Annotated in this window: 20 protein-coding genes, 1 tRNA gene and 1 pseudogene; 16 read left to right on the top strand and 6 right to left on the bottom strand. The window is 63.8% G+C overall.

The features are described from left to right. Nucleotides 1-2 precede the first annotated feature (2 nt). The 4 genes from lgt to pyk all read left to right on the top strand — a co-directional run bounded on the left by lgt (nt 3) and on the right by pyk (nt 9,063). Entirely contained in the window at nt 3-1,169 is a 1,167-nt protein-coding gene (gene lgt, locus FDW84_RS14150) for a prolipoprotein diacylglyceryl transferase (RefSeq protein ID WP_138610167.1), read from the top strand. 263 nt (nt 1,170-1,432) lie between these two features. Continuing rightward, nucleotides 1,433-6,046: a glutamate synthase large subunit gene (gene gltB / locus FDW84_RS14145; protein ID WP_138610166.1), complete on the top strand. Its 4,614-nt coding sequence runs from the start codon at nt 1,433-1,435 to the stop codon at nt 6,044-6,046. After that, nucleotides 6,039-7,496: a glutamate synthase subunit beta gene (locus FDW84_RS14140; RefSeq protein ID WP_138610165.1), complete on the top strand. Its 1,458-nt coding sequence runs from the start codon at nt 6,039-6,041 to the stop codon at nt 7,494-7,496. Before gltB ends, FDW84_RS14140 begins: the two co-directional genes overlap by 8 nt. A gap of 64 nt (nt 7,497-7,560) precedes the next feature. Continuing rightward, nucleotides 7,561-9,063, top strand: a complete 1,503-nt coding sequence (gene pyk, locus FDW84_RS14135) for a pyruvate kinase (protein ID WP_138134545.1) — start codon at nt 7,561-7,563, stop codon at nt 9,061-9,063. A gap of 126 nt (nt 9,064-9,189) precedes the next feature. Here pyk and FDW84_RS14130 read toward each other — a convergent pair whose 3' ends face one another. After that, complete coding sequence (locus FDW84_RS14130; protein ID WP_138610164.1) at nt 9,190-9,795, bottom strand: ANTAR domain-containing response regulator; 606 nt, start codon at nt 9,793-9,795, stop codon at nt 9,190-9,192. 203 nt (nt 9,796-9,998) lie between these two features. On the opposite strand from FDW84_RS14130, the gene FDW84_RS14125 reads away from it, so the two are divergent. The 5 genes from FDW84_RS14125 (at nt 9,999) to FDW84_RS19505 (ending at nt 12,522) form a co-directional block, all read left to right on the top strand. Beyond that, a tRNA-Leu gene (locus tag FDW84_RS14125) sits at nt 9,999-10,080 on the top strand. An 86-nt stretch (nt 10,081-10,166) separates the two neighbouring features. Then, nucleotides 10,167-10,586, top strand: coding sequence for a hypothetical protein (locus tag FDW84_RS19770; RefSeq protein WP_240721525.1), 420 nt, complete (start codon nt 10,167-10,169; stop codon nt 10,584-10,586). A 133-nt stretch (nt 10,587-10,719) separates the two neighbouring features. Beyond that, nucleotides 10,720-11,295: a site-specific integrase gene (locus FDW84_RS19765; RefSeq protein WP_240721524.1), complete on the top strand. Its 576-nt coding sequence runs from the start codon at nt 10,720-10,722 to the stop codon at nt 11,293-11,295. Nucleotides 11,296-11,370: 75 nt separating this feature from the next. Next, nucleotides 11,371-11,646: a hypothetical protein gene (locus FDW84_RS14115; RefSeq protein WP_138610163.1), complete on the top strand. Its 276-nt coding sequence runs from the start codon at nt 11,371-11,373 to the stop codon at nt 11,644-11,646. Between the two features lie 315 nt (nt 11,647-11,961). Next, nucleotides 11,962-12,522, top strand: a complete 561-nt coding sequence (locus tag FDW84_RS19505; protein WP_205754747.1) for a DUF4145 domain-containing protein — start codon at nt 11,962-11,964, stop codon at nt 12,520-12,522. Between the two features lie 553 nt (nt 12,523-13,075). On the opposite strand, the gene FDW84_RS14105 is transcribed toward FDW84_RS19505, so the two are convergent. The 3 genes from FDW84_RS14105 to FDW84_RS14095 form a co-directional block, all read right to left on the bottom strand. Further along, the gene (locus FDW84_RS14105) at nt 13,076-14,581 is read right to left on the bottom strand and encodes an NAD-dependent succinate-semialdehyde dehydrogenase (RefSeq protein ID WP_138610162.1); all 1,506 of its coding nucleotides are present in this window, start codon (nt 14,579-14,581) and stop codon (nt 13,076-13,078) included. A 92-nt stretch (nt 14,582-14,673) separates the two neighbouring features. Continuing rightward, nucleotides 14,674-16,353, bottom strand: coding sequence for a BCCT family transporter (locus FDW84_RS14100; protein ID WP_138610161.1), 1,680 nt, complete (start codon nt 16,351-16,353; stop codon nt 14,674-14,676). A gap of 120 nt (nt 16,354-16,473) precedes the next feature. Then, nucleotides 16,474-17,424 (bottom strand): flavin reductase, encoded by a 951-nt coding sequence (locus tag FDW84_RS14095; protein ID WP_138610160.1) that lies wholly within the window; start codon nt 17,422-17,424, stop codon nt 16,474-16,476. Between the two features lie 118 nt (nt 17,425-17,542). On the opposite strand from FDW84_RS14095, the gene FDW84_RS14090 reads away from it, so the two are divergent. From FDW84_RS14090 to FDW84_RS14060, 7 genes are read left to right on the top strand one after another with little or no spacing between them, the layout of a single operon-like run. Beyond that, nucleotides 17,543-18,250 carry a GntR family transcriptional regulator gene (locus FDW84_RS14090; protein ID WP_138610159.1) on the top strand — a complete coding sequence of 236 codons (708 nt, stop codon included), beginning with the start codon at nt 17,543-17,545 and terminating at the stop codon, nt 18,248-18,250. 53 nt (nt 18,251-18,303) lie between these two features. After that, nucleotides 18,304-18,969, top strand: coding sequence for an amino acid synthesis family protein (locus tag FDW84_RS14085; protein WP_138610158.1), 666 nt, complete (start codon nt 18,304-18,306; stop codon nt 18,967-18,969). Next, a complete protein-coding gene (locus FDW84_RS14080; protein ID WP_138610157.1) occupies nt 18,966-19,517 on the top strand; it encodes an amino acid synthesis family protein in 552 nt (183 codons plus the stop codon). Before FDW84_RS14085 ends, FDW84_RS14080 begins: the two co-directional genes overlap by 4 nt. 4 nt (nt 19,518-19,521) lie before the next feature. Further along, nucleotides 19,522-20,253, top strand: a complete 732-nt coding sequence (locus tag FDW84_RS14075; protein ID WP_138610156.1) for an alpha/beta fold hydrolase — start codon at nt 19,522-19,524, stop codon at nt 20,251-20,253. Then, nucleotides 20,250-21,731, top strand: a complete 1,482-nt coding sequence (locus FDW84_RS14070; RefSeq protein ID WP_138610155.1) for an aldehyde dehydrogenase — start codon at nt 20,250-20,252, stop codon at nt 21,729-21,731. The genes FDW84_RS14075 and FDW84_RS14070 overlap by 4 nt, the downstream gene beginning before the upstream one ends. Nucleotides 21,732-21,742: 11 nt before the next feature. Beyond that, entirely contained in the window at nt 21,743-21,943 is a 201-nt protein-coding gene (locus FDW84_RS14065) for a tautomerase family protein (protein WP_138610154.1), read from the top strand. Nucleotides 21,944-21,999: 56 nt separating this feature from the next. Continuing rightward, on the top strand, nt 22,000-23,067 hold the full coding sequence (locus FDW84_RS14060) for an LLM class flavin-dependent oxidoreductase (RefSeq protein ID WP_138610153.1): 1,068 nt from the start codon (nt 22,000-22,002) through the stop codon (nt 23,065-23,067). Nucleotides 23,068-23,301: 234 nt separating this feature from the next. Here FDW84_RS14060 and FDW84_RS14055 read toward each other — a convergent pair. Beyond that, nucleotides 23,302-24,309, bottom strand: a pseudogene (locus FDW84_RS14055) (TerC family protein); the annotation flags it as partial. A gap of 323 nt (nt 24,310-24,632) precedes the next feature. Beyond that, nucleotides 24,633-25,757 (bottom strand): YkvI family membrane protein, encoded by a 1,125-nt coding sequence (locus tag FDW84_RS14050; RefSeq protein WP_138610151.1) that lies wholly within the window; start codon nt 25,755-25,757, stop codon nt 24,633-24,635. Nucleotides 25,758-25,949: the final 192 nt, after the last annotated feature.

Here is a 25,949-nt window from a genome sequence, read left to right as displayed (position 1 = left end):
CGATGCAGACACTCCTTCACGCAGCCACGCTGGTCCCTGCCTTGGTGCCTGCCAGCATCCCAAGCCCGGACTGGTCCGGCTTCGACATTCCCCTGCCTTGGGGAACGCTGCGCATCCACGCCTATGCCCTGTGCATCCTGGCAGGCATTGTGGTTGGCCTGTGGCTGACGTCGGTCCGCTGGGCAAAGCGCGGAGCGCCTGAAGGAAGTGTCTGGGACATCGTCGTCTGGGCGATTCCGTTCGGCATCATCGGCGGCCGGCTCTACCACGTGTTGTCGTCACCGGACGCCTACTTCGGCCCCGGTTTTGACGGCACCGGAGACCTGTCACTGATTCCGCAAATCCAGCGCGGCGGCCTGGGCATCTGGGGTGCGGTGGTTCTGGGAGCCGTGGGCGCCTGGATCGGCTGTCGCCGGAGCGGAGTGAAGCTGAGCGCCTTCGTGGACGCTGCGGCACCGGGGCTCCTGCTGGCCCAGGCGGTGGGCCGCTGGGGCAACTGGTTCAACCAGGAACTTTTCGGCGGGCCCACCGACCTTCCGTGGGGCCTGCAGATCGACGCGGACAATCCCAACTTCCCGGCCGGTACGCCTGCCGACACCCTGTTCCACCCGACGTTCCTGTACGAATCGCTGTGGAACCTGGCTGGCGTCGTCATCCTGCTGGCCCTGGACCGGAAGTTCAATTTCCGCCGCGGCAGGCTGTTCTGGCTTTACGCCATGTACTACACGCTGGGCAGGGTCTGGATCGAGGCCATGCGGATCGACGACGCGGAGCAGATCGCACTGTTCGGCATTACTACCCGCCTGAACGTCTGGACCAGCATCTTCGTGTTCCTCGCAGCGCTGGCGGCGTTCATCCTGCTGCGACTGAAGAAGCGGAACGGCCAGGACAGCGTGTATCTTCCAGGCCGGGAACCGGCGAAGGAAGAAGGAACGAAGGCTATCGCCACTGAGGCCGACGGGGTCCGTGATCCGGACCCCGGTGTCTCAGATAGTGAATCCCGTGATAATCTCCCTGATAACCAAAGCGGTTCCCGGCGTGTTTCCGTCCCCACGGAAGACGCCGAGGCTGCGCCGGCGGGCCCTGCGCCCGGACCGGACGCAACGGCTGCCGGAAAGTCCGGCAGCACAGCCACAGGAACTGCGCCGGAAGCCGGCACTACCAAGTAGCGCGCAGGCCAGGCAGGGCCGCAGAGCCACCGCTCGATGCGCCCAATCACCACAGCGTCGTGGCATCGGGGCCGCCCTGGCCAGCTTAGAGCTGCTGGCCGGTGTTGTCCGGGGCAGGGGCCTGCGTAACTGTTAGTTCAGCAGGCCACGCTGACCTACAATTTCCTGTAAATAACACTTTGTTGTGCCCATCAGTGCGGCGCCGACGAGTGGGGCCAACGGTGTCCCTTCCATACGCACGATCAGGAGGAAGGACGTCTCCCATGACCCAAACTCTTCACACTCCCAGCTGGTCTGAACCGGACCAGCCTGAGGCTGCCATGTCGCCGTTCAAGCGCTTTGCAGCCCTGCCGGAGGCCGCCGGGCTCTACAACCCGGAGCAGGAGAAGGACGCCTGCGGTCTTGCGATTATCGCCACCCTCCGTGGTGAGCCCGGCTATGACATTGTCGACGCCGCCCTGACCGCCCTGCGCAACCTTGAGCACCGCGGTGCCGTGGGCGCGGACGAGGGCACCGGTGACGGTGCTGGCCTGCTCATGCAGATCCCCGACGAGTTTTTCCGTGCTGTCACGGAGTTCGAACTGCCTGCGCTCGGCCAGTACGTTTCCGGCACCGCTTTCCTCCCCGCTGAACAGCGTGAGGCCGACGCCGCCAAGGCAGGTATCGAGGGTTTGGCAGCAGACGAGGGCCTGAAGGTCCTCGGATGGCGCGAAGTGCCGGTGGTCGCCGACCTCGTCGGCGCCATGGCCCGCGCCTGCATGCCCTACTTCTCCCAGCCCTTCCTGGCCCCGGCCAGCGGCGAGGAACTGTCCCGCAATGAGCTGGACTCCCGTGCCTGGCGGATCCGCAAGCGCGCCCAGAACAAGTTCGGTGTCTACTTCCCGTCGCTGTCCTCCCGGACCATCGTCTACAAGGGCATGCTCACCACCGCCCAGCTGGAGCCGTTCTACCCGGACCTTTCGGACAAGCGTTTCAAGACCAAGCTGGCGATCGTCCACTCGCGCTTCTCCACCAACACCTTCCCGTCGTGGCCGCTGGCGCAGCCGTTCCGCACCATCGCCCACAACGGTGAAATCAACACCGTCAAGGGCAACCGGAACTGGATGCGTGCCCGCCAGTCGCAGCTCGCCAACCCGCTGCTCGGCGACACCCCTGAAGAGCTGTACCCCATCTGCACCCCTGGTGCCTCGGACTCCGCCTCCTTCGACGAGGTGGCCGAGCTGCTGTGGCTCTCCGGACGGCCCATCACGCACTCCATCATGATGATGATCCCGGAGGCCTGGGAAAACCACGCCACGATGGACCCGGCCCGCCGCGCGTTCTACGAGTACCACTCCCTCCTGATGGAGCCGTGGGACGGCCCCGCGGCTGTCTCCTTCACCGACGGCAGCCTCGTGGGCGCCACGCTGGACCGCAACGGACTGCGACCCGGCCGTTTCTGGATTACCGAGGACGGGCTGGTCGTCTTCGCCTCCGAGGTGGGCGTCATCGACGTCGAACCCTCCAAGGTGGTCAAGAAGGGCCGCGTGTCCCCGGGCAAGATGTTCCTGGTGGACACCGGGGCCGGCCGCATCATCGACGACGAGGAGGTCAAGGCTGAGGTTGCCGCCGCCAACCCCTGGGCTGAGTGGGTCAAGGACAACCTGATTGACCTGAACGACCTTCCCGAGCGTGAGCACGTGGTCCACACGGCTGCGTCCGTGAACATCCGCCAGCGCACCTTCGGATACACCACCGAAGAGCTGAAGATCCTGCTTGGGCCTATGGCCCGCACCGGCGCCGAGCCGCTGGGCGCCATGGGATCGGACACGCCGGTGGCTGTGCTGTCCAAGCGCCCCCGCCTGCTCTTCGACTACTTCGTGCAGTCCTTCGCGCAGGTGACCAACCCGCCGTTGGACGCCATCCGCGAAGAACTGGTCACGTCGCTGACCTGTGCCATCGGACCCAACGGCAACCTCCTGGACACCAAGCAGGTCCGCCAGCCGCAGGTCCAGCTGCCGTTCCCGGTGATCAACAACGACCAGCTCGCCAAGATCGCCAACATCGAGGACGCCGAGGGCAACCGCGTGGCCATGAAGGTCCGCGGCCTCTACCGTCCGGAAGGCGGCGAGAATGCACTGCGCGCACGGCTGACCGAAATCTGCGAGCAGGTTTCCGGCGCCATCAACCGTGGCGTGCAGTACATCGTGCTGTCCGACCGCGACTCCAACGCCCAGTGGGCGCCCATCCCATCGCTGCTGCTGGTCAGCGCCGTGCACCACCACCTCCTCCGCAGCGCCAACCGCACCAAGACGGCACTGGTGGTCGAGGCCGGCGACGTCCGCGAGACGCACCATGTGGCAGTCCTGATCGGCTACGGCGCCTCCGCCGTCAACCCCTACCTGGCCATGGAGTCGGTGGAACAGCTGATTGCTGCCGGCGACGTCACCGGCGTCACCCCGCAGGACGGCGTCTACAACCTGATTAAGGGCCTGGGCAAGGGCGTCCTGAAGATCATGTCCAAGATGGGCATCTCCACGGTGGCCTCCTACACCGGTGCCCAGACCTTCGAGGCGCTGGGCCTGGGCCAGGACCTGGTGGACGAATTCTTCGCCGGCACCCACTCCCAGCTTGGCGGCGTTGGCCTGGACGTCATCGCGGCCGAGGTCTCGGCCCGGCACCAGATGGCGTACCCCGAGGGCGGCATCGAGCAGCCCCACCGCCCGTTGCTGGGCGGCGGCGAATACCAGTGGCGCCGCGACGGCGAGCCGCACCTTTTCAATCCGGAGACGGTCTTCCGGCTGCAGCACGCCACCCGTGAACGCCGCTACGACATCTTCAAGGCCTACACCAAGGGCGTGGACGACCAGTCCCAGAACCTGATGACCCTCCGCGGGCTGCTGAAGTTCAAGAATGAGCGGCCGCCGGTTCCGCTCGAGGAAGTGGAGCCCGTCTCCAGCATCGTCAAGCGGTTCTCCACGGGTGCCATGAGCTACGGCTCCATCTCGCAGGAGGCCCACGAGACGCTGGCCATCGCCATGAACCGGCTGGGCGGCAAGTCCAACACGGGTGAGGGCGGCGAGGACGTGGAGCGCCTGATGGATCCGGAGCGCCGCTCCGCCGTCAAGCAGATCGCCTCCGGCCGTTTCGGTGTGACCAGCCTGTACCTGACCAATGCCGACGACATCCAGATCAAGATGGCCCAGGGCGCCAAGCCAGGCGAGGGCGGCCAGCTGATGGCGCAGAAGGTGTACCCGTGGGTGGCCCGCACGCGCCACTCGACCCCCGGCGTCGGGCTCATTTCCCCGCCGCCGCACCACGACATCTATTCGATCGAGGACCTCGCGCAGCTGATCTATGACGCCAAGCGCGCCAACCCCTCGGCCCGTGTGCACGTCAAGCTCGTCTCCGAGGTGGGCATCGGCACGGTTGCCGCCGGTGTCACGAAGGCGAAGGCCGACGTCGTGCTTGTTTCCGGCCACGACGGCGGAACCGGCGCCTCGCCGCTGAACTCGCTCAAGCACGCCGGTGTTCCGTGGGAGCTCGGCCTTGCCGAGACGCAGCAGACCCTGATGCTTAACGGCCTGCGCGACCGCGTGGTGGTGCAGGTGGACGGTCAGCTCAAGACCGGCCGCGACGTGGTGATTGCCGCGCTGCTGGGCGGCGAGGAGTTCGGCTTCGCCACCGCTCCGCTGGTGGTGGAAGGCTGCATCATGATGCGCGTCTGCCACCTGGACACCTGCCCGGTGGGCGTTGCAACCCAGAACCCCGAGCTGCGTGCCCGCTTCAACGGCAAGCCCGAATTCGTGGTCAACTTCTTTGAATTCCTTGCTGAGGAAGTGCGCGAAATCCTGGCTGAACTGGGCTTCCGCAGCCTGGAGGAGGCTATCGGCCACGCTGAAGTCCTCGACGCCAAGGAGGCCATCGACCACTGGAAGGCCGACGGCCTGGACCTGGATCCGATCCTGCACGGGCTGGAGTTCGACGATGACGCTCCGCTGCGGAACATGACCGGACAGAACCACGAGCTGGACAAGCACTTCGACCAGCGGCTGATCACCATGGCCACCGAAGCGCTGACCGACCGCAGCCCGGTGAAGATTTCTGTGGACGTCATCAACACGGACCGTTCCGTCGGCACGATGCTCGGCCACATGGTCACCAAGACCTTTGGTACGGACGTGCTGGCCACGGACACGATCGACGTCACCCTGAACGGCACGGCAGGCCAGTCACTGGGCGCCTTCCTGCCCGCCGGCATTACCCTGCGGCTGTTTGGCGACTCGAACGACTACGTGGGCAAGGGCCTTTCCGGCGGCCGGATCATCGTCCGCCCGGACCGGACCAACGTCTTCAAGGCGGAAACGAACGTCGTCGCCGGCAACGTGATCGGTTATGGCGCCACCAGCGGCGAGATGTTCCTGCGCGGCCAGGTGGGCGAACGCTTCCTGGTCCGCAACTCCGGCGCCACCGCCGTCGTCGAGGGCATCGGCGACCACGGCTGCGAGTACATGACGGGCGGCCAGACGCTCATCATCGGCCGCACCGGGCGGAACTTCGGTGCCGGCATGTCCGGCGGCACCGCCTATGTCCTTGACCTGGACGCCGCCCGCGTCAACAAGGAAGCCCTGCAGTCCGGCGAACTCCAGCTCCGCGAGCTGGACGCCGAGGACCGCGACATCGTGCACGGCCTGCTGGTCAAGCACGTTGAAGAAACTGATTCCCAGCTGGCTGCGCGCCTCCTCGAGAACTTCGATGACACCGCTGCCCGCATTACCAAGGTGCTGCCGCGCGATTACGCGGCCGTGCTGCAGACCCGTCTCGACGCCATCGAAGAGGGCCTTGACCCTGACGGCGAAGAAGTATGGTCTCGAATCCTGGAGGTAACCGGTGGCTGATCCACGCGGATTTCTGAAAGTACGCCAGCGTGAAACCCAGCCGCGCCGTCCCGTTCCCGTCCGCATCATGGACTGGAAGGAAGTGTACGAGGCGCAGGAAAAGGGCACCCTGAAGGCGCAGGCCGGCCGCTGCATGGACTGCGGCATCCCGTTCTGCCATCAGGGTTGCCCGCTGGGCAACCTCATTCCCGAGTGGAATGACCTCATGTGGCGGGACAAGGGCGAGGAAGCGATCGAGCGCCTGCACGCGACGAACAACTTCCCGGAGTTCACCGGCCGCCTGTGCCCCGCCCCCTGCGAGGCGTCCTGCGTGCTGGGGATCAACCAGCCCGCCGTCACCATCAAGCAGGTGGAAGTCTCCATCATCGACGAAGCCTGGGACAACGGCTGGGTTGAGCCCCTGCCGCCGGCGCGCCTGACCGGCAAGACCGTCGCCGTCGTCGGCTCCGGCCCTGCAGGCCTGGCGGTCGCGCAGCAGCTGACCCGGGTGGGCCACACCGTGGCTGTCTATGAGCGGGATGACAAGATCGGCGGCCTGCTACGCTACGGCATCCCCGACTTCAAAATGGAAAAAGAGCAGGTTGACCGCCGCATCGAGCAGATGAAGGCGGAGGGGACCCGGTTCCGTACCGGAGTCGCCGTCGGCACCGACGTGACCTGGGAGCAGCTGCGGCGGCGCTACGACGCCGTGGTGATCTGCACCGGCGCCACGGTTCCGCGCGACCTGCCCATCCCGGGCCGCGACCTCGACGGCGTGCACTTCGCCATGGATTACCTCGTCCCCGCCAACCGCGCTGTCGCGGGGGAGCAGATCGAGAACCAGATCAACGCCCAGGGCAAGCACGTAGTGATCCTCGGCGGCGGCGACACCGGCGCGGACTGCCTCGGCACCGCCCACCGCCACGGTGCTGCGTCCGTCACCACCCTGGCCATCGGTAAGCAGCCGCCGGCCGAGCGTGCCAGCCACCAGCCGTGGCCGACGTTCCCCACCCTCTTCGAGGTCGCCAGCGCCCATGAGGAAGGCGGCGACCGCACGTACCTCGCCTCCACCGTTGAGTTCGTGGGCGAAAACGGCAAGCTGACCGGCGTCAAGGTGGCCGAGACCGAATTCGTCGACGGCAAGCGGCTGCCCAAGGCCGGGACTGAACGCATCATTCCGGCCGACCTGGTGTTCCTCTCCCTGGGCTTCACCGGTGCGGAACCCGCAGGCATCACCGAACAGGTGAAGGCGGAATTCGACGGCCGCGGAAACGTCTCCCGCGATGGCTACTACATGACCAACACCGAAGGTGTCTTCGTTGCCGGTGACGCCGGCCGCGGCCAGTCACTCATCGTGTGGGCCATTGCCGAAGGACGCGCCGCGGCGGCAGCAGTGGACAAGTACCTGATGGGAAGCACCATCCTTCCCGCTCCCGTGGCCCCCACGGACCGCGCCATCGCCGTGCTCTAGGGATGCATCGAGGGTTTACCTCCACGACAACTTAACCAATGCAAGAGACCAATAGGGTAGGTATATGAGACGCGCAAAAATTGTGGCTACGTTCGGCCCGGCCATCGCCAGCTACGAAAACACCCTCGCGGTGCTGGAAGCCGGCGTTGACGTCGCCCGCATGAACATGAGCCACGGCGACTACACCGTGCATGACAACACCTACGAAAACGTCCGCAAGGCAGCTGCCGACCTGGGCAAGGCCGTGGCCATCATGGCCGACCTCCAGGGCCCCAAGATCCGCCTGGGCCGCTTCGTTGACGGACCGCACGCTCTCGCCGTAGGTGACACCTTCACCATCACCACGGAGGACGTTCCCGGCACCAAGGACATCTGCTCCACCACGCTCAAGAGCCTCACCGAAGACGTCAACGTCGGCGACGCCCTGCTGATCGACGACGGCAAGGTTGCGCTGCGTGCCACGGCGGTCGACGACGTCAAGGTCGTTGCCGAGGTAACCGTCGGCGGCATGGTGTCCAACAACAAGGGCATCAACCTTCCCGGCGTTGCCGTCAACGTTCCCGCCCTGAGCGAAAAGGATGAGGACGACCTCCGCTGGGCAATGCGCCGCGGGGTTGACCTGGTGGCCCTGTCCTTCGTCCGTGACGCCTCGGACATCACCCGGGTGCACGAGATCATGGACGAGGAAGGCCGCCGCGTGCCTGTCATCGCCAAGATCGAGAAGCCGCAGGCGGTTGAGCAGCTGCCGGAGATCATCGACGCGTTCGACGCGATCATGGTGGCTCGTGGCGACCTTGGCGTGGAGCTTCCGCTGGAGGAAGTGCCGATTGTCCAGAAGCGCGCCATCGAACTGGCCCGCCGCTGGGCCAAGCCGGTCATCGTGGCAACCCAGGTGCTGGAATCCATGATCGACAACCCTCGCCCCACCCGCGCTGAGGCGTCGGACTGCGCCAACGCGGTGCTGGACGGTGCCGACGCGGTCATGCTGTCCGGTGAGACCAGCGTGGGCAAGTACCCCATCGACACGGTCAAGACCATGGCCCGGATCATCGAGTCCACTGAGGTCCACGGCCTGGAGCGCGTCCCCCCGCTGGGAACGAAGCCCAAGACCCGTGGCGGCGCCATCACCCGTGCCGCCGTCGAAATCGCCGACCAGCTGGACGCCAAGTACATCTGTGCCTTCACGCAGTCCGGCGATTCCGCACGCCGCCTTTCGCGCCTGCGTCCCATCAAGCCGGTCTTTGCCTTCACTCCGGTGGAACAGGTCTGGAACCAGCTGGCGCTGACCTGGGGTATCCAGCCGGTCCTGGTGCAGATGGTGGACCACACCGATGAGATGACTGCGCAGGTGGACCGCAGCCTCCTGGAGATGCAGCTGGTGGACGACGGCGACCTGGTGGTCATCGCAGCCGGTTCCCCTCCCGGAAAGGCCGGCTCCACCAACTCGCTGAAGGTGCACAAGGTGGGCGACCTCGCCGACTCCACCCGCGGCGAAACGGCCAGCAACCGCGAGAAGCTTGGCCCCTGGCCGGAAAAGAAGAAGAAGAACCAGGCCGTCCAGGCCTAGTTTCGGACAAAGCGAAGGACCCCTGCCGGCTGGCAGGGGTCCTTTTCGCTGTGGTGACTGGGCTGGTTGGTGACTCACCTGTCCGTGGCTCGGCCCGTCGTCGTAATTTTCCCGGGCCCAGCTGCGCTAGTTGACCTGGTTGATAATGGTTTCTGCCACTTCGCGCATGCTCAGGCGGCGGTCCATGGAGGTCTTCTGGATCCAGCGGAAAGCTTCCGGTTCGGTCAGGCCCATCTTGGTGGTCAGCAGGCTCTTCGCGCGCTCAACCAGCTTGCGGGTGGCGAACTGCTCCTGGAGGTCGGAGACCTCGCTTTCGAGTGCCTTGATCTCCTCGTGCCGGGAGAGGGCAATCTCCAGTGCCGGGATGAGGTCTGCCGGGGTGAAGGGCTTGACGACGTAGGCCATGGCACCGGCGTCGCGGGCACGCTCCACCAGTTCCTTCTGGCTGAACGCGGTCAGCAGCACCACAGGGGCAATGCGGGCCTTGACGATCTTTTCCGCGGCGGAAATGCCGTCCATCACCGGCATCTTGACGTCCATCAGGACCAGGTCCGGCTTCAGTTCCTCGGCGAGCTGGACGGCCTTCTCACCGTTGTCCGCTTCGCCCACAACCTCATAGCCTTCGCCGCGCAGGATTTCGATGATGTCGAGGCGGATGAGGGTTTCATCCTCGGCCACAACAACGCGGCGCGCCGGCTGGGACGTGGGTTTTGACTCCGTCTGTTCAGTCACGGGATCTCCTTGGAAAGGTACGGCGGAAACATCACTATCTTAGGTGCGCCCGCTGATGTACTTGATCTTCATGGTCGGTTGCGGCGTCGGCGGCGCGATTCTGGAATTCAGCCTATCTGGATGTAGAGTAATTCCGCGTACGTGAAGCGATCGCGTTGCTCACAATCAGCTGTGGGCGTACTGTGTTGCTCCATGTATTCCGCGCCCGAGTGGCGGAATTGGCAGACGCGCCGCACTCAAAATGCGGTATCGAAAGGTGTGTGGGTTCGAGTCCCACCTCGGGCACAGTGTTTCCGCAGGTCAGCGGGCAGTTTGCACTTTATGTGTTGACAAAACCGCCCAAAGTGTTGACAGCGGCGTACCGTTTTTATGTGGCAAGCATCCGTAAACGCACCAAAAAGGACGGCACAACGTCCTACATGGTGTTGTGGCGGGACCCCAAGAGCCGCGAACAGCAGGGCCTAACAGTCCTCACTCTGGTTGAAGCCGAGACTCTGAAACGGCTCCTGGACGCCAACGTTCAATCCTTCGAAGTCGCGCAACACGCGATGTTGACCAACGCCAAGCGTCCACCTACTGTGGCCGAAGTCATCCAGGAACACATCGACCTTCTGGTCCGGCCCTCCAGTGGAACCACCAAGACGTACCAAGTAATGCTCGACCGGCACATACGGAACGACATTGGGCACGTCCCGGTGGACAAGCTGGACTACCGGCTCATAGCCCACTGGGTGAAGGCGATGGGCGCCAAGGGCTTGCGCCGAAAACGATCCACAACATCCATGGCCTGATCTCAGCCGCCATGAACACGGCTGAGATGCTGGGCTACATCACGCGCAATCCCTGCCGCGGTGTGCAGTTGCCACCGATTGAGAAGGCTGAAGATGAGGCCATGTTCCTCACCCACGGGAAGTCAGCCTCATCATGGAAGGCATGGGGGAGCGGTACAAAGCTTTCACCAACTTCCTGGTCATGACCGGGACCCGGTTTGGCGAGACCACTGCATTGACCGTGGCGGACGTGGACCTGCTCTGCAAGCCGCCCACCGCACGGATTAACAAGGCATGGAAACGGGACGGGCAATCGCAGTTCTACGTTGGTGCCACGAAAACCGGTGCCGGCAAGCGCACCATCGGCCTGAACCCTGCGCTGGTGGAGTTGCTGATCCCGTTGGTAGCCAGCCGTTCGGGAAAGGAACTCGTTTTTACGACGCCGAAGGGCGAACGGATCATTCACAAGCTCTACTGGCATCACTACTGGGTCCCCGCCGTTCGCACGGCGCAGGCAGTTGGGCTGACGAAGAGTCCGAGGATCCATGATTTACGCCATACCCACGCATCCTGGCTGATACAGGACGGCGTGCCTCTGTTCACCATCTCGCGCCGACTCGGGCATGCCTCAACGAAGACGACGGAGCAGGTCTATGGGCATTTGATGCCGGAAGCGCTGCAGGTCGCAGCTGACGCGACGGAGCGCTGTGTGGCGGCCTTCCAACGGTGATCGTGTTCGGTCCCGTCGAGGCCTCGTTTTGCCGGCATGAAAGTGGAACCCAAATTCTTGCGGATGGAGGTCTCCATGGACATCGAATTCTTTGAGCCGGCCGAAGCGGCCGCCCTTATGCGTTGCACTGAATCATGGTTGCGGGACGGCGCGACCAGCGGACGCTTCCCGCACGCTTGCTGGGGGAAGGAAAAAATCATCTTCACTTCTGAGCACATCCTGGAAATCGCGAAATTGAGTGAGGTCGTGCCGGGCAGCTCAGGCACGTCCTCAGCTGTAAGCCAACGGCCAGCCGCAAAGGAGAAGCTTATCGGCACCCGGGCACGAGTCAGGCTTGCCACAGCGGATTGACCTGCCGAATCGATGAGTGTGACGGGCACCATGGCCCGCCTGCCCGTACAGGGCCGGAGTGAAAGTTAGCGTTAAAAATCTCCGCTGTCGCAGAAGGACCATGAAGACCAACCCCTATCCCGCCAAAACCGTCTCCGTTCTCGCCGCCCTTCTGCTGGCTGGCACCCTCTCTGGTGGCGACGCCACGGCTAATGCCTTTGAGGTCATCGCCTCTGCTTCAGGCGCCGGCGCTGCTCCCGATGCGGCTGATTCGGGGTTGGCCGCCAAGGCTCTCGCCCAACTGGAGGATCTTTCGGTGAAGGGCCGTGCAGCTGTGTGGTCGCTACCGGCGCCCTCGCCGACAAGTACACCGGCACGACCATCAACTTCGTCCGCGGTCAGGACACGAGCGCTTGGAATGAAACAGAACCGACCTATTGGTATCCGAAGTTTGTGGAAGGTCAGGAATATCCGGACGTTCCGGAGCATGTTGCGAGGCCTGCGTCACAAGCCCATAAGTGCAACAGCATTGCCGCCTACATGTCAGCGATTCTGATGGCGCGATCGGTCATCGAGGCAGTGGCCAAGGATCATGAGATCACGTCCGGGTCTTTGTTCAAGAAGATTGACGCGATGCACGAGAAGGGCCTCATTAGCGCTTTTGCACAGAAGACCGCCCATGCCATCCGTACGTTCGGCAACTATTGGCGCCGATTCGAGGACAGGCAAGGCTCGGACAGGCGGGTCCAGACGGCGTTTGGACAGTTGCGCAACAAGCTGTTCCACAATTGTCAGGCACCCGCCGACACAAGCTCAGCAACAAGGACGGCAGTCAGGTTTGAATCTAAGACTTGCCGCTGGACATGTGCAGAAACTGGCGTTCGCACCCTATTCTGACGTGCTTGGAGGAGCGGCCTGACGTCAGGTTGGGGTGTGCCTCAACGCAACAACTGATGCCCCTGAAGTCGTTCCGGGGCATCGGTTGTTGTCGTCTTTTCGCAACCGCGATCGTTTTAGCTCGAAGTGTCCGCTAGGGGCGCTGCTGTAATTCACGAAGGCAGCGGCGAGCCAGGCTCTTGCTTATGCCCGTTCGTTGAGCGAGATGCAGTGGGTCGGGCTTGCCTTCGCCGCACCTGCTTTGATCATTCAGATAGGCAGACACCCGCTGGAGGGCCCATCTGGGCAATCCGGGTGCGCTAGTCATGGCATCCCAGGACTTTGATGCCATAACCATCGCCCTGCGTGATCAATTGCCTGTCATGTGGCACGTCGGGTTGCAGCCACATCATCGACGAGTCGGCCGCCGCGGCGTCCACTCTTCCGCGTCGGACTGTCCGCCCGCGTCGCTGAAGTTCGACAGTCTGTCCTATCAGAGAACTCCATTCGATGTCGCTTTTCGCCATAGTTGTCTCTTTTGAATCCCAGCCGATCCCAACAAAGCGTTCGGAAGTTAGCTGCCGTAGGGGTTTGCGATGCCGATGTATTGGGTGGTGGTGTATTCGGCGATGCCTTCACTGCCGCCTTCACGGCCGAGCCCTGACTGTTTGACGCCGCCGAAGGGGGCTGCTGCGTTGGAGATGACGCCGGCGTTGAATCCGACCATGCCGAATTCAATCTGCTCGGCGACCCGTAGGAGACGGTTTAAGTCGCGGCTGTAAAGGTAGGACGCGAGCCCGTACTCGGAGGCGTTGGCCAGTTTGATGGCTTCTTCCTCGGTGGTGAAAGTGGTGACGGGGGCGACAGGTCCGAAGATTTCCTGGCCCAAGATTGCCGCGTCCTTGGGGACGTCGGCGAGGACGGTGGGCTGGTAAAAGTATCCCGCCCCGTCCACCGGCGCCCCACCAGTAACCGCAACCGCCCCAGCGTCGACCGCGGCGCTCACCAAAGCGTGCACGTCATCCCGGGCGCCGGCGTCAATCAGCGGACCGACATTGGTGTTCGGGTCGGTGCCGCGGCCGGTGGTCAGGGCTCCCATCGCGGCGGCGAACTTCCGGGTGAACTCCTGAGCAACGGATGCGTGGACGAGGAAGCGGTTGGCGGCGGTGCAGGCTTCGCCCATGTTCCGCATCTTCGCGGCCACCGCTCCCTCGACCGCGGCGTCAAGGTCGGCGTCCTCGAAGACGATGAAGGGGGCGTTGCCGCCGAGTTCCAACGAGGTGCGGAGCACGTTTTGGGCGGCGTCGACCATGAGGCGTTTGCCGACCGGGGTGGAGCCGGTGAAGGAGACTTTCCGGAGCCGGGAGTCTTTCAGCAGCGGCCCGGAGACTCCGGACGCCGAGGAGGAAGACACGACGTTCAGGACCCCTGCAGGCAGGCCGGCGTCGATCATGGTATGCGCGAAGTACTGCGACGTGAGCGGGGTGAGCTTCGCGGGCTTCAGCACCATGGTGCAGCCGGCCGCGACGGCCGGGGCGACCTTGCGCGTGGCCATCGCAAGCGGGAAGTTCCACGGCGTGATGAGCAGGCAGGGTCCGACCGGTTTGTGCTGGACCAGGATCTTGTTCTTCCCCTCAGGCGTAGTGAGGTACCGGCCGTAGTCGCGGGCTGTTTCCTCTGAGAACCAGCGCAGGAACTCCGCCCCGTAGGTCACCTCGCCGCGGGCTTCGGCCAGGGGCTTGCCCATTTCCAAAGTCATCAGCAGGGCGAAGTCCTCGGCCCGCTCGATAACCAGGTCGAAGGCCCGGCGGAGGATTTCCGCCCGGACCCGGGGTGCGGTGCGCGCCCAAGCGGCCTGGGCAACGTCGGCCGCGTCCAGGGCGGCCACCGCGTCCTCACTTGTGGCGGACGCGAGGGTGGCGAGGACCTTACCGGTGGCGGGGTCGTGCACGTCGAACGTCCCGCCGTCGGACGCGTCCCGCCACTCACCACCAATCAGAAGGCCGGTGGGCACCGAGGCGAGCAGGGAGGCCTCCCGCTCGGAGGAGACAGCGGGAGAAAGGGAAGGGGCAAGAGACATGGTGCTCCTTGGGGAGAGAAAAGGTCGTGGATCGGTGGTTGAGCCTGTCTCGTTTGGGCAGGCTCAACCACAGGGAGTCTTACTGACAGGTGTTACGCGTTGGGCGTGAGGATCTTGTTGAGGTCGCTTTGGGTGACGGAGCGGGTGCGGTCGAAGCGGGGGTCGTTCCGTAGTTCCTTGACCAGGCCGACGCCCAGGAGTGCGACGATTACGGTGAACGGCAGGGCGGAGAGCATGGCCGCCTGCTGGAGGGCGCTTAGGCCGCCTACGATGAGGAGCACCACTGCGCACAGGCCGGTCAGCAGGCCCCAGGTGGTGAGGACGGGTTTGGTTGGGTTCAGTGTGCCGCGGGAGGACATCATGCTCAAGACAAAGGTGTTCGCGTCGGCGCCGGAGACGAAGTACATCACCACCAGGAAGATGGCCACGATGGAGGTCAGGCCGGAGAGCGGAAGCCCGGCGAGGGTGGCGAAGAAGGCCGAGTTGACGTCTTCGAGGGCTGCTGCGCCGATCTGGCCGCCGTTGTTCATGTCGAACTTGATGGCGGTGCCGCCGAAGATGGTGAACCAGGCGAAAAAAACGACGCTGGGGACGATCATGACGCCTGCGACGAATTCGCGAATGGTGCGTCCCTTGGAGATTTTGGCGAGGAATACGCCGACGAACGCGCCCCAGCTCAGCCACCAGGCCATCATGAAGTAGGTCCACCACTGCATCCACTGGACGTCTTCGGGTGTGCCTGGGGTGAGCAGGCTGACGGCGAAGAAGCCGCTGAGGTATTCGCCGAGCGAGCGGAAGAAGAGGTTGGAGATGAAGTTGGTGGGGCCGGTGAACAGCACATAGACTGCCAGGCCGACGGACAGGACCATGGTTCCTTGGCTGAGGTACTTGACGCCGCGGTGGACACCTGACAGGGCTGACAGTGTGAAGATCACGGTGATGACGGCAATGATGAGGATCTGTCCGAAGAGGCTGGAGGGGATGCCGAACACGCGGTTGATGCCCTCACCAATCTGCGAGGCACCCAGGCCGAGCGATGTGGTGGTTCCGAACAGGGTAGCGATGATGGCGAAGACGTCTATCATCTTGCCGAACCAGCCGTCCACCAGCTTGCCGAAGACCGGGCGGAGCATGGGGGACACCAGTCCGGCGTTGTTGCGGCAGTGCGTGGAGTAGGCGATCGCGAGGCCGAAGACGCCGAATACTGCCCAGGCGTGGGGGCCCCAGTCGAAGTAGGAGAACTGCATTGCGCGGACGGCGGCTTCCATGGTGCCGGCCTGGGCCAGGCCGTGCGGTGGGGAAGCGAAGTGCGAGATGGGCTCGGCTACGCCGTAGCTGATCAGTCCGATGCCCATGACGGCCGAGAGGATCATGGCCAGCCAGGCCCAGGTGCTGAATTCAGGTTTGGCGTCCTGGGCGCCGAGGCGGATGCGGCCGAACCGGCTGAGGCCAATGTAGATGAGCAGCCCAATGCAGCCGAGGGTGACCACCAGGTAGCTCCAGCCCACGCTCTGGGCTACCCAGTCCATTGCTGTGGTCATGACAGCGCTGAGGCTCGCGGGGGAGAGTGATGCCCAGGCCGTGAAGGCGCCGATAGAGCCGACGGATGCCCAGAAGACTGCACCGGGCTTGCCGCGGAGGCGGTCGGCCTTGGCCATCGGTGTTTCGATGATTGGTCCGTCGCCGTTGGGGGAGTCGAGGACTGTTGGGCTCGCGCCCGTGCCTGGGTTGGTCGTGTCCATCAGGTCCTCGGCATTTTGTGTGTGGGTCATGGGGTGCTCCAGATGCAACGCTGCATGGGTTGGAAGGTGATGGTTCCCTGGGGGGATGGTGGTGTGTCCTGTCCTGGTCCCGCCCGGGGGCGGCGGGGCCTTGGGCGCTTACGAGTGGGGTCAGAGTTCCTCGAGCCGGGCACCGTCGAAGAAGTGGCCTGCTTTGTAAATCATGGGATCCGCTTCCGCGACTTCTGCGTGCCGGACCCGGCCAACGAAAATGGTGTGGGTTTTGGCCTGGAAGCGTTCCTTGATTTCGGCCTCGAGGGATGCTGCTGATCCGTCGATGAGCGGTACGCCGTTGGGGCCGGCGTGCCATTGAAGGTCAGCGAACTTGTCCGGGGTCTTTGAAGCGAAGGTCTTAACGGTTCCCAGCTGGTCATTGCTGAGGATGTTAATGCCGAAGTGGGACGACTGGAAAAGGGCGGGATAGGTCGACGACGTCTTCTGGACGCAGACGAGAACGAGCGGGGGGTCCAGGGAAATCGAGGCGTAGGAGTTGGCGGCAAGGCCCTTTGGGTTGCCTTCTTCATCAACGGTTGTCACGACGGTGACGCCGGTGATGAACTGCCGGTTGAATCCCTTCATGATGTCCTGCGGCAGGTTGCCGGACAGGTTGTCGACGACGACTTCCGGGGTTTCTTCCTCGAAGGCGGAACCGAGGGAGGGGATGCCCACGTGGGCGAGGAGTTCGACGGCGTCCCAGGTCACCTGTTCGTGGGCGATGCGCCCGTCGCGGAGGGTCAGGGCATTGGAGCCGCGGGTTTCCACCACGCGGCCTGTGGGCGGGACGCCTCTAAGCGGGTGAGTGAAGGTTCCGGTCGACTTCCAGAAGATGGCCATGTCGTCGCCGTTGGCGATGACCTTCTCGATGCGGGTGGTCAAGTCCGGGAACGCAGCCCGGACGTCAAGGATTTCCTGCTGCAACTCCTTCAGCCCGGACACCTTCTTCGTACCGGTGCTCTCACGCTGGTAGTCCGGGGTCACGATGGCGTCGAATGCGGTGACATCACCCTCATCCCAAGCTGCAATCCAAGCGGCGGTCACGGCGTCATTGAGTGTTTCTTGCATGCCACAACGGTAGAACCCGAATGTGATCCACGTCAATAGGAGCGCATAAAATCAAGTAAGTTCGCGAAATAACCGCAGGGTCTTGACGCTCGTCTTGTATGCAACGTAGCTTTGATGCATGCAAGAAGTCACCCAGTTGCGAAAGGGCGCCCAGGCGTCTGCCACCCAGGCCAGCCTGTTGGATAAGCTGCGGAAGCTGGTCCTTAGCGGCGAATACCCTCCGGGCGCACCTTTGCCGGAATTGTTCCTGGCAGAGGAGTTCGAGGTGAGCCGGACGCCGGTACGTGAGGCGCTTAAGCAGCTGGAAAACGAGGGTCTGGTGGAGATCCGTCCCAAGGTGGGGACGTTCGTTCGCATTCCGACCCGCCGCGAAATCGTGGAGCTCTTCCAATTGAAGGAGAGCCTCGAGGGCCTGGCTGCCGGCCTGCTTGCCAAGCGCGGACCCGTGCCGGAACTGGAGATCCTCAAGCGCAACATCGAGGAATCAGAGCGCGCAGAACGGCGTGCAGATACCGCCAAATACGCCGAACTTGTACATGAGTTCCACTGGACGATCGTGCAGGGTTCTGACAACTCCAAGCTCGTCGAGCACTACGGGCGCCTCATGAACCAGCTGGCCTACCACCGGATCGTGCTCGAAACCGTCGAGCGTCCCGCCCGTATGCGCGCCTCAATCCGCGAACACCAGTCGGTCCTCGACGCCCTTCTGGAAAAGGATCCGGTTGGCGCCGAACTCGCCATGCGTGGCCACGTCAATGCCTCCAGCCTCGCCGCGTCGCGCGGCGCAGACACCGGTTCTGTCGCCGGTGCCGAAAAAGAAGCTTAGTCACCGAAAGGAACCCCATGACTTCCGCCAACTACCCAAAGAAGGGTTGATCCGTGTCTGAGACCATCACCCCTGTCGCTGAAGGAACGAACCCGGCGTCCGCCATCGAAGAACTCGCCCGCGAAGTTGGAGTCCGCAAGGTCTTCGTGATGACGGAAGAAATCCTTCGCGACGGCTCAGGCACGCTGGCCGCCAGCGTGACGCGAGCTGCCGCGGCCGCGGTCATCCGCAACCCCTGGAGCGGTTCGAGTGTTTCCACTGACCTCGCTCCCGAAACCGAACGCATCGCTCCCGTGCTCGCGAAAATTCTCACTGACCGTCTGACGGAAGCCCTGGGAGGCGCTGGCGGGATTGAGGCGTTCGGTAAGTCGGCCGTCGTCGGGCTGAAGGGCGAGGTGGAGCACGCCGCAGCGCTGATCCACACGCCCTACTTCGGAAACCTGGTCCGCGAGTTCCTCGAAGGAACCTCGATTCTGTCCTTCTCCGACGACCGCGCAGAACCGGGAACCACCATTGCCGTGCCGATGTGGCACAAGGAAGCCGCCTCCACCCGCAGCCACTACCAAACTTTGACGCTGAACCTGAGCGATGCGCCCCACCCCAACGAAATCGTCGTGGTCGCCGCCGCCTCAACCGGTTCGCGCCCGCACCCCCGCATCGGTGACCGCACCACCGACCGCCCCGTAACCGCCCAAATCCTGGAGGGAATCCTGCCGTGAACATCCGCAAAATCGTTACCCTGTCCGAAGAAGTCCTGACCGAAGGCGGCCGCCCCGTAACCCCAGGCGCCCGGGTCGCGATCGCCGTCGCCGTGGTCGAAAACCCGTGGGCTGGCCAAGGCTTCGTCGAGGACCTCAGCGCAGGCATCGACGCCACCGCATCCGACCTCGGCAAACTCCTCACCCCCAAAGTCATTGAAGCGCTCGGCGCGCCCGTCGAGGCCTACGGCAAGGCCGCCATCGTCGGCATCGAAGGCGAGATCGAGCACGGCTCGGCGCTGATCCACACGCTGAAGTTCGGCGACCACTACCGCAAAGCCACCTCTGCCACCACGCTGCTGCCCGCCGTCGAAAAGCGCGCACCGGCCGGCACCGTCTTCGACATCCCCATGAAGCACATCACCGACGCCACCATCCGCTCGCACCACCAGAGCGTCGAGGTCCGCGTCGCCGACGCACCCCACCCTGGTGAGATTCTCATCGCCCTTGCCGCCTCCGCCCAGGGCCGGCCGCAGGAGCGCCTGGCGCCCCTGTCCACGGAGCAATGACGCAATGCCTGAAATCCCCGTAGCCCTACTCCACGGCGTGGGCCTGGACGCCAGCATGTGGGCGCCGGTCCGGGATGCCCTCAAGCGGCACTCGGTGGCCCTCGACCTTCCGGGCCACGGACGGCAATCGGCGCTGACCCTACCGGTCTCCCTCGCAGATCTCGCAGCCGACGTGCTGGACCGTCTCCCCGAGCGAAGCCACCTCGTCGGGTTCTCCCTCGGGGCACTCATTGCCCAGCACATCGCCAGGTTCCACCCGGACCGGGTTGCGACCCTTACCTGCGTGAACTCGGTGTGCCAGCGCACGGAGGCCGAATCCCAGGCAGTCATGGCAAGGCTGGCCTCAGCCGAGCACAACTTCCCAGCGACCGTACAGGTATCCATCGACCGCTGGTACACCGGCACATCCGTGCCAGCGGATGTCGTGGAAGCGACCCGCCGAACCCTGGAAGCGAACAACGTCGCATCCTTCGTGCACGCCTACCGCGTCTTCGCGACCGGGGACGCGGTCATCGGCCCCGAACTCGGCCGCATCCAGGTTCCCACCCTTGCTGTCACCGGTGAGCTGGACCCCGGGTCCACCCCGGACATGACCCGCCGCCTGGCAGCGGCAATCCCCGGGGCAAAGAGCCTCGTGGTGCCCGGCGCACGGCACATGCTGCCCGTCCAGAACGCCGACGTCCTGGCCGGGGCAATCAACGACTTCATCCAAGAATCCGAAGGAGAACGGGCATGACGCTCCGACTCGACCACTTCATCGGCGGTACCAGGTCTGCTCCCGCCGGCGGAGAATACTTCCCCAGCACCAACCCGGCAACGCTCGAGCTGCTCTACGAAGCCGCGCGCGGCACCGAGGAGGATGTCCGTCGCGCCGTAGCAGCAGCAAAGGACGCCTTCGAGTCCCCGCTGTGGCGCGACCTCACCGCTACCAAGCGCGGCCACCTCCTCCGCCGCCTCGGCGACCTGATCGGCGAGCACGCCGACGAGCTCGCCGAGCTGGAAACCCTGGACAACGGCAAACTGCTGCGCGAGATGCGCGGCCAGCTCGCCAACCTGCCCGAGTACCTGTACTACTACGCCGGGCTCGCGGACAAGGTCCAGGGAAGCCAGATCCCCACCAACTCAATCACGATGCTGAACTACACCCAGCGCGAACCCCTCGGCGTCGTCGGTGCCATCACCCCATGGAACTCGCCCCTGACGCTGACTACGTCCAAGCTCGCCCCGGCACTGGCCGCCGGCAACACCGTGGTCATCAAGCCCAGTGAATACACCTCCCGGACCATCCTCCGCGTCGCCGAACTGGCATCCCAGGCAGGCTTCCCGGACGGCGTGGTGAATGTTGTCACCGGTTTCGGCCAGGAAGCCGGCGCTTCCCTGGTCAGCCACCGCGACCTCGCGAAAATCTCCTTCACCGGCTCCACCCAGACCGGGGCCCGCATCGCGGCGGAGACGGCGTCCCGCTTCATTGGCTCCACCCTGGAACTCGGCGGCAAGAGCCCCAACATCGTGTTCGAGGACGCGGACGTCTCCAACGCCGCTATGGGTGTCATCGCCGGGATCTTCGCAGCCGCCGGGCAGACCTGCATCGCCGGCAGCCGGGTCTTCGCCCACCGCAGCGTGTACGACGAACTCGTTGAGCGCGTCGCTGAACGCGCCGCATCGATCATCATCGGCGACCCGCGCCTGGCCACCACAGAGCTCGGCCCCCTCGCCTTCGGCGCCCAGCTGGACAAGGTGAGCTCCTACGTGGACATCGGCGTCAGCGAGGGCGCAAAGGTGCGGACTGGCGGCAAGCGCCCGGACATCGAACTTCCCGGCTACTTCTTTGCCCCCACGGTCCTGACCGGCGTCGACAACACGATGCGCGTGGTGCGGGAAGAGATCTTCGGGCCGGTAGCCGCGATCATGCCCTTCGATTCCGAGGACGAGGTGGTGGGCCTTGCCAACGACACCGAATATGGCCTCGCCGCCGGCGTTTGGACCCAGAACCTCGCACGCGCCCACCGGATGGCCCGCAGGCTCGAAGCGGGCACGGTGTGGGTCAACACTTACCGGGCGATGTCCCCGATGTCGCCGCGGCAGGGGTTCAAAAATTCCGGGGTGGGCATCGAGCACGGTATTGAGTCCATGCACGAATACACCCGGCTCAAGAGCGTCTGGATCAACACCGACGAAGGCCCCGTCTCCGATCCGTTCGTCCTGCGCAGCTAAGGAACCCGAATATGCCCCTCATCGACGTATCCATCGCCCGGGGCCGGACCCCCGAACAGCTCCGCTCACTCATCAACGAGCTGCACCAGGCCGCGGAAAAGGCTGTCGGCGCGGTACCTGAAAACACCACCGTCATCATCCGCGAGGTCGAGCACGAACACTGGTCCCGCGGCAACCAGACCATTGCCGAACGAAGTGCCGCAGCCAAGTAGCTGCAGCCCACTAACCACGCGCCGCGGACACCGCCGCCGAACGAAGGAGTTTACTCATGCGCTTTTCCCTTTTTGTCCACATGGAGCGCTGGGACGAGTCCGTCTCGTACCAGGAAAGCTTCGAGAACCTGACCGAGCTCACCCTCATGGCAGAGGCCGGCGGCTTCAGCACCGTCTGGATCGGCGAGCACCACTCGATGGAATACACCATCTCGCCGAGCCCCATGCCCCAGCTCGCCTACCTGGCCGCGCGAACCTCAAAGATCCGCCTAGGCGCCGGAACCATCATCGCCCCGTTCTGGAACCCCCTCCGTGTCGCCGGTGAGTGCGCCCTCCTGGACGTCATCAGCAGCGGGCGCATGGAAGTGGGCCTGGCCCGCGGCGCATACCAGTTCGAGTTCGACCGCCTGATGGGAGGCATGTCAGCGGTCGACGGCGGCAAACACCTCCGCGAACTCGTCCCCGCAGTACGGAAGCTCTGGGAAGGCGACTACGAACACAACGGCGAAGTCTGGCAGTTCCCCACCTCGACGAGCGTCCCCAAACCCGTCCAGAAGCCGACCCCGCCAATGTGGATCGCCGCCCGCGATATTTCCTCCCACGAGTTCGCCGTAGAAAACGGCTGCAACGTCATGGTCACCCCCCTCATGAAGGGCGATGAGGAGGTCGAAGACCTCGTGCGCAAGTTCGACTCCGCTGTCGAGAAGAACCCAGGCACCCCGCGTCCAGACCTCATGGTCCTCCGACACACCCACGTCCACTCAGCCGACGAACCCGAAGGCTGGCGCCGCCCCGCCGAAGGCATCAACAAGTTCTACCGCACCTTCGACGCTTGGTTCGGCAACAAAACCACCCCCAAGAACGGATTCCTGGAGCCCAGCCCGGCAGAAAAATTCGCAGAACGCCCCGAGTTCACCCCTGAGTCCCTGCATAAGACGGCCATGATCGGCACGCCTGACGAGGTCATCGAACGGCTTCGCCACTATGAAGCACTCGGCGTCACTGAATTCAGCGTCTGGTCCGACAACAGCCTCACCCACGAGGAAAAAAAGCGCTCCCTCGAGCTCTTCATTGAACACGTCGTCCCGGCATTCCAGGAGCAGCCAGCACCAGCGGCACGCTAAGAGGGAACCCCCAAACCAAGCGAATCTGGTTCATCAGGTCCGTTGGTTTGGGGGTTTCTTATTGCTCTCCGACCTTGCTCTCTTGTCTTGCCGCCAGCTTTTCTCGCCTACCCATGTACTGCTTCCGGCCGCTCCTGCCTCAACCTCGGCACAACAATCACTTCGAGGCCCCCGCTGTCGCACTTGTGGTCTCGTCCGTGTCAAATTCCGCACGGCGCGCTCCCGGGCACCAGGTGCGGTCACCTGCTCGCCGCCCGCCAGTTGGCGGTCGTTCTTCGCCGCGACGCCGCGGGTCTTGAGCAGGCTCGCAAGGGTGGCGGCTGCGATGGTGACTCCGATGAACAGCAGTGAGAACCAGATGGGGATCTCGGGCACCCAGAGGAGCGGCTCTCCGCCGTTGATGAAGGACAGTTCGTTGACGTGCAGGGCGTGGAAGACGAGTTTCACGCCGATGAACGCGAGGATGACGGCGAGTCCCTGCGCGAGGTAGATCAGGCGTTCGAGCAGTCCGCCGATGAGGAAGAACAGCTGGCGCAAACCCATCAGTGCGAAGGCGTTGGCCGTGAAGACTATGTACGCCTCGTTGGTCAGGCCGTAAATTGCGGGAATGGAATCGACGGCGAAGATGAGGTCCACGAAACCGATCGCGATGATGGTCAGCAGCATCGGTGTGACCAACCGCGTGCCGAATTTCGTCACGGTGAGCTTGTCCTGGTGGTACTCGTCCGTTACGGGCAGAACGCGGCGCACCAGCCGCATGAACTTTCCGTCGGCCGGGTTGGAATCGTGGCTGCCGAACGCCTGCTTGTAGGCCAGGACGAGCAGCAGGGCGCCAAAGATATAAAAGACCCACGAAAAGTTCGCGATCAATCCCGCACCGATAGCGATGAACCCGCCACGGAGGACCAGGGCGATGATGATACCGATCATCAGCACCTTCTGCTGGTACTTCTTCGGTACAGCGAAGCCGGCCATCACGATGAGGAAGACGAAGAGGTTGTCGATCGACAGGGCCTTCTCGGTGAGATAGCCCGCGAAGTACTCGCCGCCGAACGTCCAGCCCGAGACTACGCCGATGCCGACGCCGAAGAGCAGCGCGAGGCCGATGTAGAAGGCGGACCAGCGTGCCGATTCAGCGATGGTCGGTTCGTGGGGTTTGCGCACGTGCGCGAAGAACTCGTAGATGAAGAAGAGGATTGTCACGGCAATGGTGATCAACCAGATCAGGGGTGTGACCTGCATGAGAGGAGCTCCAAAGGGTAGGCGTCGGACATAGGCGCCAAGGTCTCCTCCGCCCGGACATAACCGGAACCGACGACCCGGGATGCACAGCTGCATCCGTAGTGACGGGTCAAATCGCCGACGGGAGTACTCCCCTTGATGAAAAAATCCTAACGCACGCGCACCTACTCTCTCCACCACATGACCATCGCCCCGACATTGTGGGTAGAAGTCAACACCAAAGGGTCTGGGCCGGGTCTGGGCCGCGGCCACACCATTTGTGACCTTCGGGGACGATACCCAGTTCCCCGATCATTCGAGCCAGGGCAGCAGTAGCGGGAGGGTCAGAATTGCCGCCTCCGGATTAGCCGGGTACCGGTTTTGGCGAGCATTAGGGCCAACAGCAGGATGCCGACGTAGCCGTTGATGGCGTAGACGATGTTGACCATTTGGGAGAAGGGCAGGACGAGGCCGATGACGGTTCCGGCGGCGGCCAGTGCAAGCGTCAGGTGTTTGAAGCGGGGTGTGTTGTCGGCGATGAAGCGCGAGGAGACGGTCCATAGCAACGGGACTGCTGTGGTGTAGATGCCGGCGAGGATCATGAGCGAGATCCCGGAAGCGAGTACCGGGCTCAAGTCATTCGCGAGAACGAGCATTGGAATCTCCGTGCTGCCGACCCTCGTGATGTTCGCGAGCAGGCCCAAGGCGATGATGATGCACGCCCCTGAAAAGACGATTGCCCCGACTGCACCACCCGAGACGGCTTCTCGTCGGCTGCGCGCCGTTTTACCGAGCGCGGCAAGAAAGGCGGCCAGCAATAGCATGCAGAATCCGACATAGGACAGCCCTGACAAGAACCAGTTGGTCGAGGATTGGGTCAATTGCAGCTCGGGCAGCAGCACGTTGCCCTCTGCTATCCCGCCTGGGTTGTGGATGATACCCAGGACGCCGAGGGTGACCGCGATGAGGGCAATCAAGGGGCCAATTTTGCCGATGACGTCGACCAGGCTCTTCAGTCCGAACCAGACACTCATGCCGACGGCGACGGCCAGCCCGATACCGCCGACGTACTTGGACATGCCGTAGTGCTCCTCGAACACCGCACCGGCGCCGGCAACCATCACGGTGAAGGTCATGAAGACGAAGAGGATGGAGAAGAAGTCGTAAAAGGACCCCAGATGCTTGCCGCAGTAGTACTGGAAGATCAACGATGGCCGCTCGAACTTCCGGATCTGGCCGACGGAGAGGAACTCTACAGCCACATAGGTCATGAGCACGAGGACGAGTGGGCCGGTGCCGAAGATGCCCCAGTATCCGTAGGAAGTGAAGTACTGGAGGACCTCTTGCCCGGTGGCGAAACCGGAGCCGATAAGGAAGGCCAGAATTGCGCCTGCGTACGTAAAAACGCGCAAGAGGCTCATCTTCTCGACGGCCTTCCGGCGTGGCCTGGCCAGTGAGGTCTGTGTCATGGGTGGCGTCATCTCCCGGAAGGGTAGGGGTGGCAAATGAGGCAGTCCTCCGCCTCGGAGAAGCTGATGGATATGTGTAGGCCGCCGCGCTTGGTTCCCGCATGTGAGGTGGACCAGGGCCTCCCGGTTGCGAGGACGGGAGGCTCTGGTGGTCTGATGGCTCCTGCCGGGCAGGCAGGGAGGAGTTGCTAG

It is taken from the genome of Pseudarthrobacter sp. NamE5 (assembly GCF_005796225.1).
Taxonomy (GTDB): Bacteria; Actinomycetota; Actinomycetes; order Actinomycetales; family Micrococcaceae; genus Arthrobacter.
The sequence above is the reverse complement of the archived record's forward strand: the minus strand, read 5'-3'. Positions and strand labels throughout refer to the sequence as shown.